Source organism: Rhizobacter sp. P2_H2 (assembly GCF_056403375.1).
The window spans coordinates 1-4,938 of record NZ_JBFUFP010000360.1 but is presented as its reverse complement, the minus strand read 5'-3'; the positions used below and the strand labels follow the sequence as shown (position 1 = coordinate 4,938).

The 4,938-nt window shown below is 71.0% G+C and carries 4 protein-coding genes and 1 pseudogene; 3 read left to right on the top strand and 2 right to left on the bottom strand.

Translation table 11 applies throughout. The features are described from left to right. Positions 1-1,556 (bottom strand): DUF6600 domain-containing protein (locus AC1D15_RS17920; protein ID WP_477827047.1); only part of this gene is annotated, 1,556 nt, incomplete at its 3' end. A gap of 116 nt (positions 1,557-1,672) precedes the next feature. Continuing rightward, a complete protein-coding gene (def, locus tag AC1D15_RS17915) occupies positions 1,673-2,215 on the bottom strand; it encodes a peptide deformylase (protein ID WP_477827046.1) in 543 nt (180 codons plus the stop codon). A gap of 117 nt (positions 2,216-2,332) precedes the next feature. On the opposite strand from def, the gene AC1D15_RS17910 reads away from it, so the two are divergent. The 3 genes and pseudogenes from AC1D15_RS17910 to AC1D15_RS17900 all read left to right on the top strand — a co-directional run. After that, entirely contained in the window at positions 2,333-2,656 is a 324-nt protein-coding gene (locus AC1D15_RS17910; protein ID WP_477827045.1) for a hypothetical protein, read from the top strand. 77 nt (positions 2,657-2,733) lie between these two features. After that, positions 2,734-4,125 (top strand): hypothetical protein, encoded by a 1,392-nt coding sequence (locus AC1D15_RS17905; protein ID WP_477827044.1) that lies wholly within the window; start codon positions 2,734-2,736, stop codon positions 4,123-4,125. Positions 4,126-4,133: 8 nt separating this feature from the next. Then, positions 4,134-4,799 (top strand): annotated as a pseudogene (locus tag AC1D15_RS17900) (metal ABC transporter solute-binding protein, Zn/Mn family); the annotation flags it as partial. Between the last annotated feature and the right edge of the window lie 139 nt (positions 4,800-4,938).

The following is a 4,938-nucleotide window of genomic DNA, read 5'->3' as shown; positions in this document are numbered from 1 at the left end:
CGGCCTGCGCCGTTGCCGGGCACGAGCGTGCTGCCCAGGTTGGCGCCGTTGTTCTCGCGGCGCCCCGGCGGCGGCGGAACCGGCTGCTGCGGGTTCGGCGCGAAGCTGACGCGCCCGGTGCGCGGATCCTCGACGCGCCGCCCGCCGGCCTCGCCCCGCGCAGGCATCGGCATCGCCACCGGCGCGTCGACGCGCGGCCGTTCGCGCCCCATGTCGCGCAGCACGCGGTCGTTGACGCGCGTCATCGCCGGCGCCACCGGCTGGCGGCGCTCCATCACCACCGCCGGCACCACCGTCACCGCATGCGGCATGCCGCGGTTGATGTAGTTCGTCTGCTGCACCACCGCACCTGGGCTGTTGATGATGTTCGTGACGTTGGTGATGTTGGTCACGTGGGTCACGTTGACGTTGCGGATGTAGCGCGGGCTGACACGGTAGCCCGGCACGTAGACCTCGCGCGGCGCGAGCGGGAACCAGCCGACCGACGGCGAGTTGCCGACCGAGATCGACAGGCTCAGGTTCGGCCCGCCCACCCACGCCACCAGCGCCGGTGCATACACCGGCCGCGCGATGTAGGTGCCCGGCGTCCAGCACCAGGCGTTGCGGTGCCACATCCAGCGGCCGTAGTGGAACGGTGCGAAGCCCCAGGGCGCGTCGTCGACCCAGGTCCAGCCCCACGGGTTCACCCAGGCCCAGTGGCCCATGCGGTACGGCGCCCAGTCGGGTGCCACGTTGCGCGGGATCCAGATCGCACCGTAATCGGGGCTCTGCTCCCAGCGGCCGTAGCGGTCCAGGTCTTCGACGCCGGTCATCTCGGGCGAGACGTAGCGGGTCGAGACGCTGCGCTCGTCGCGCTGGTCGAGCGAGGCCACCCAGTCGGAGAACGGGTCGCGCACCGGGTCGGTGATGCTGTACTGCGTCGGCGCCTCGGGCTTGTCGCGCCAGAACTCGGCACGCTGATTGGGCACCACGGTCAACGCGGTGCGGTCGCCTTCGAACTGCGCCTGGCCGCTCACCACGGTGACCTGGCTGGTGTCGTCGATGCGGTCGAAGCGGTAGCTGCCGGTGCGGTCGGTGCGAAAGCGCCCTTCGCCGGTGGCCACGCCGAATTCACTGGCCGATTCGCGGGTGCGCAGCCGCGCCGACAGGCTGCCGCTGAGCAGCTGCAGGCTCAGGTGGTTGTCATCGAGCTGCAGCACCTCGACCTCGGTGTTGGCGGCGATGCGCAGCGTGGTGGAGCCGATGCGGATCTCGGCGCGGCCATCCTTCTCGGTCGACAGGCGGTCGCCGGTGGTGACCGGCCGGTTGCGCGCCGCGGCGATCCATTCGGCGCTCTCGGGGGCATAGACCCAGACGGCGCCGTCGACTTCGGACAGCCGGCCGACACGGCCCGGCGGGTCTTCGTCGGCGGCCCGCGCGGGCTGCGCGAACACCGCCAGCACGGACATCAGCATCAGGCCAGCCACGAAGCCCAGCCAGCGTGCAGACCAGGCGCCCATGCGGGCGGATGTAGCGATTCGGGTGCTGTTCGGCACGGCGAGCTCCTCACGTTGCATGGTCACGGTCCGGTGGGACCGCGTGGAACCGGTGAGGTTCCAGGGGGCACAACGTGTCAGACCGTGACGCGGCTGACCGCAGAAACCTTTCTTCGCAAACGGCCGGCGAAAAKCCGTCAGTCGTCGTCGTTCGGGTCCAGGTCCGGGAACAGCACGCTGGTGAACCCGAACTTGCTGAAGTCCTCGATCCGTGTGGGATAGAGCTTGCCGATCAGGTGATCGCATTCATGCTGCACGACGCGGGCATGGAAGCCCTCGGCCTCGCGGTCGATCAGGTTGCCTTGCGGGTCGAGGCCGGTGTAGCGGATGCGCGCATGGCGCGGCACCATGCCGCGCAGCCCCGGCACCGACAGGCAGCCTTCCCAGCCCTCTTCCCGCAGGTCGGACAGCGGCACGATCGTCGGGTTGATCAGCACCGTCTCCGGCACCGCGGGCGCATCGGGGTAGCGGGCGTTGTTCTTGAAGCCGAAGATCACGAGCTGCRGGTCGACGCCGATCTGCGGCGCCGCGAGCCCGGCCCCGTTGGCATGGTGCATCGTGTCGAACATGTCGTCGATCAGCTGCTGCAGCTCGCGGCTGCCCAGTTGCTCGCGCGGCACCGGCGGCGCAATGCGCAGCAACCGGGGGTCGCCCATCTTGAGGATCTCGCGCACGGTCATCGGTCAGCGTCCTTTGCAAAGTCGTCGCATCGACCCGGCATTGTCGTGAATCGCGCGCCGCCCTGCCGGCGTGTGCTATTTTCCGGGCGCTGCGTGCGCTCTCGCGCGACACCCTCGATGGCCCTCCTGCGCTTCCTTCGCCTTGCCCTGCTCGTCGGGTCGGTCCTGCTGACCCCGCAGCTGTGGCTCGCGCATGCGCTGTCGCACGGGCTGCCCGCGCCCGGGCACGCCCAGGCCGGCAAGGAGCGGCAGACGCAATCCGACAAGGTCTGCGACGCCTGCCTCGCGTTCGCGCAGCTCGATGCGGCGATGCCGACGCACTTCGACTGGACGGCGCCCGCCGTCACCCCACCGCCGGCCGCCCCCTTGCCGCCCGATGCGCGGGACGGCGCCACACCGGTCGCCACCCGCGCCCGCGGCCCGCCGACGCTGCACGCCTGATCCGTCTTCGCCGTCGGCGCGCCTCCTGGGCCCTGCCGGCGCCCGATCACCCGCAGACCGTCTGCAGGACGCACCCCATGCAACTCCACCGCACCTGGGCCGCCGGGCTGGGCTCCTCGCTGGGCCTGGCCGCCGCGCTGGCCTGGCCCCCGAACGCGCTCGCCGACCCGGCATCGGACGTCGAGCAGCTGAAGAAAGACATCGCCGACCTGCGCCAGTCCTACGAGGCCCGGATGCAGGCGCTGGAGCAGAAGCTGCAACAACTGCAGCAGGCGGCGCCGRCCGCCCCGCCTGCCGAAGCACCGCCCCCCGCGCCAGCCCCTGCCGCGGCCACGTCGGCATCGGCCTTCAACCCGGCGATCTCGCTGATCCTCAACGGCACCTACGCCAACCTGTCGCAGGACCCTGCCCGCTACCGCATCCAGGGCTTCATGCCCTCGGGCGGCGAGGTCGGCCCCGGCAAGCGCAGCTTCCAGCTCGGCGAATCCGAACTCGGGCTCGCCGCGACCATCGACCCGACCTTCAGCGGCCACCTGACGTTTTCGCTGACCGGCGACGACAGCGTCAGCGTCGAGGAAGCGGTGTTCGAGCGCCAGGGCCTGTTCGACGGTGCCACGCTGAAGGGCGGGCGCTTCCTGTCGTCGATCGGCTACCTGAACAGCCAGCATGCGCATGCCTGGGATTTCGTCGATGCGCCGCTCGCCTACCAGGCCTTCTTCGGCGGCCCGCTGAAGACCGACGGGCTGCACCTGCACTGGCTCGCACCCACGGAGCGCTTCGTCGAACTCGGCGCCGAGATCGGTTCCGGCGCCACCTTCCCCGGCAATGACACCGGCCGCAACGGCATCGGCTCGGCCGCGCTGTTCGCGCACGTCGGCGACGACCTCGGCGAGAGCGCGAGCTGGCGCGCCGGCCTGTCCTACCTGCGCCAGCGCGCGCAGGACCGGCGCTACGACGACCTCGACGCGAACGGCGACGACCACGGCGCCTCGTTCAGCGGCCGCAGCAGGACGTGGGTGGCGGACGCGATCTACAAATGGGCGCCGGGCGGCAACGCGACGCGCGAGAACCTGAAGCTGCAGGGCGAGTACTTCCGCCGTACCGAAGACGGCACGCTGGCCCAGGCCGCGGCGATCGGCGGCTTCAGCAGCACGCAGAGCGGCTGGTACCTGCAGGCCGTCTGGCAGTTCATGCCGCAGTGGCGGGTCGGCGCAAGGTACGACCGGCTCGATGCCGGCAGCCTCGCGATCGGCCTGGTCGACAACGGCACGCTGGCCGCCGCCGACCTGCCGGTGCTGCAGCGCGCGACGCCGACGCGCAGCACGCTGATGGCCGACTACTCGCTGTCGGAATTCAGCCGCTTCCGGCTGCAGCTCGCCAGCGACCGCAGCCGCGGCGACGTGACCGACCGGCAGCTCTTCCTCCAATACATCATGAGCCTCGGTGCCCATGGTGCCCACTCGTTCTAGGACACCGCATGACTTCCTTCCTGAAACCCCTGCTGCTCGCCGCGCTCGCCGGCCTCGCAGCGAACGCGCAGGCCGCGCTGAACGTCGTCGCCTGCGAGCCCGAATGGGCCGCCCTCGCGAAGGAACTCGGCGGCGACAAGCTCAACGTGTCGTCGGCCACCACCGCGCTGCAGGACCCGCATCACATCGAGGCCCGGCCCAGCCTGATCGCGCGCGTGCGCGGTGCCGACCTGCTGGTGTGCACCGGCATGGAGCTGGAGATCGGCTGGCTGCCGGTGCTGATCCAGCAATCGGGCAACGCGAAGCTCTCGCCCGGCGCGCCGGCGATGTTCGAGGCCGGCCGCTTCGTCACGCCGCTGGAGGTGCCGACGCGGCTGGACCGCGGCGACGGCGACGTGCACGCGCAGGGCAACCCGCACATCCAGCAGGACCCGCGCAACATCGCGAAGGTGGCGGCGGCGCTCGGTGCGCGCCTGGCGCAGCTCGACGCCGCCAACGCCGCCACCTATCAGCAGCGCCTGCAGGACTTCAACACCCGCTGGGCCGCGGCGCTGCAGCGCTGGGAGGTGCGAGCGTTGCCGCTGAAGGGCGTGGTGGTGGTCGCGCACCACAAGAACATGGGCTACCTGTGGAGCTGGCTCGGCGTGCGCGAGATCGGGACGCTGGAGCCGAAGCCCGGTGTCGAGCCGAGCGCGGGCCACCTCACCGAGCTGAGCGCGCAGCTAGCTGCGAACCGTCCTCGCGGCCGACCTGCCGGCGATCATCGGTGACACGACGCAGCTGCGGCAGGTCATCCACAACCTGGTGCAGAAC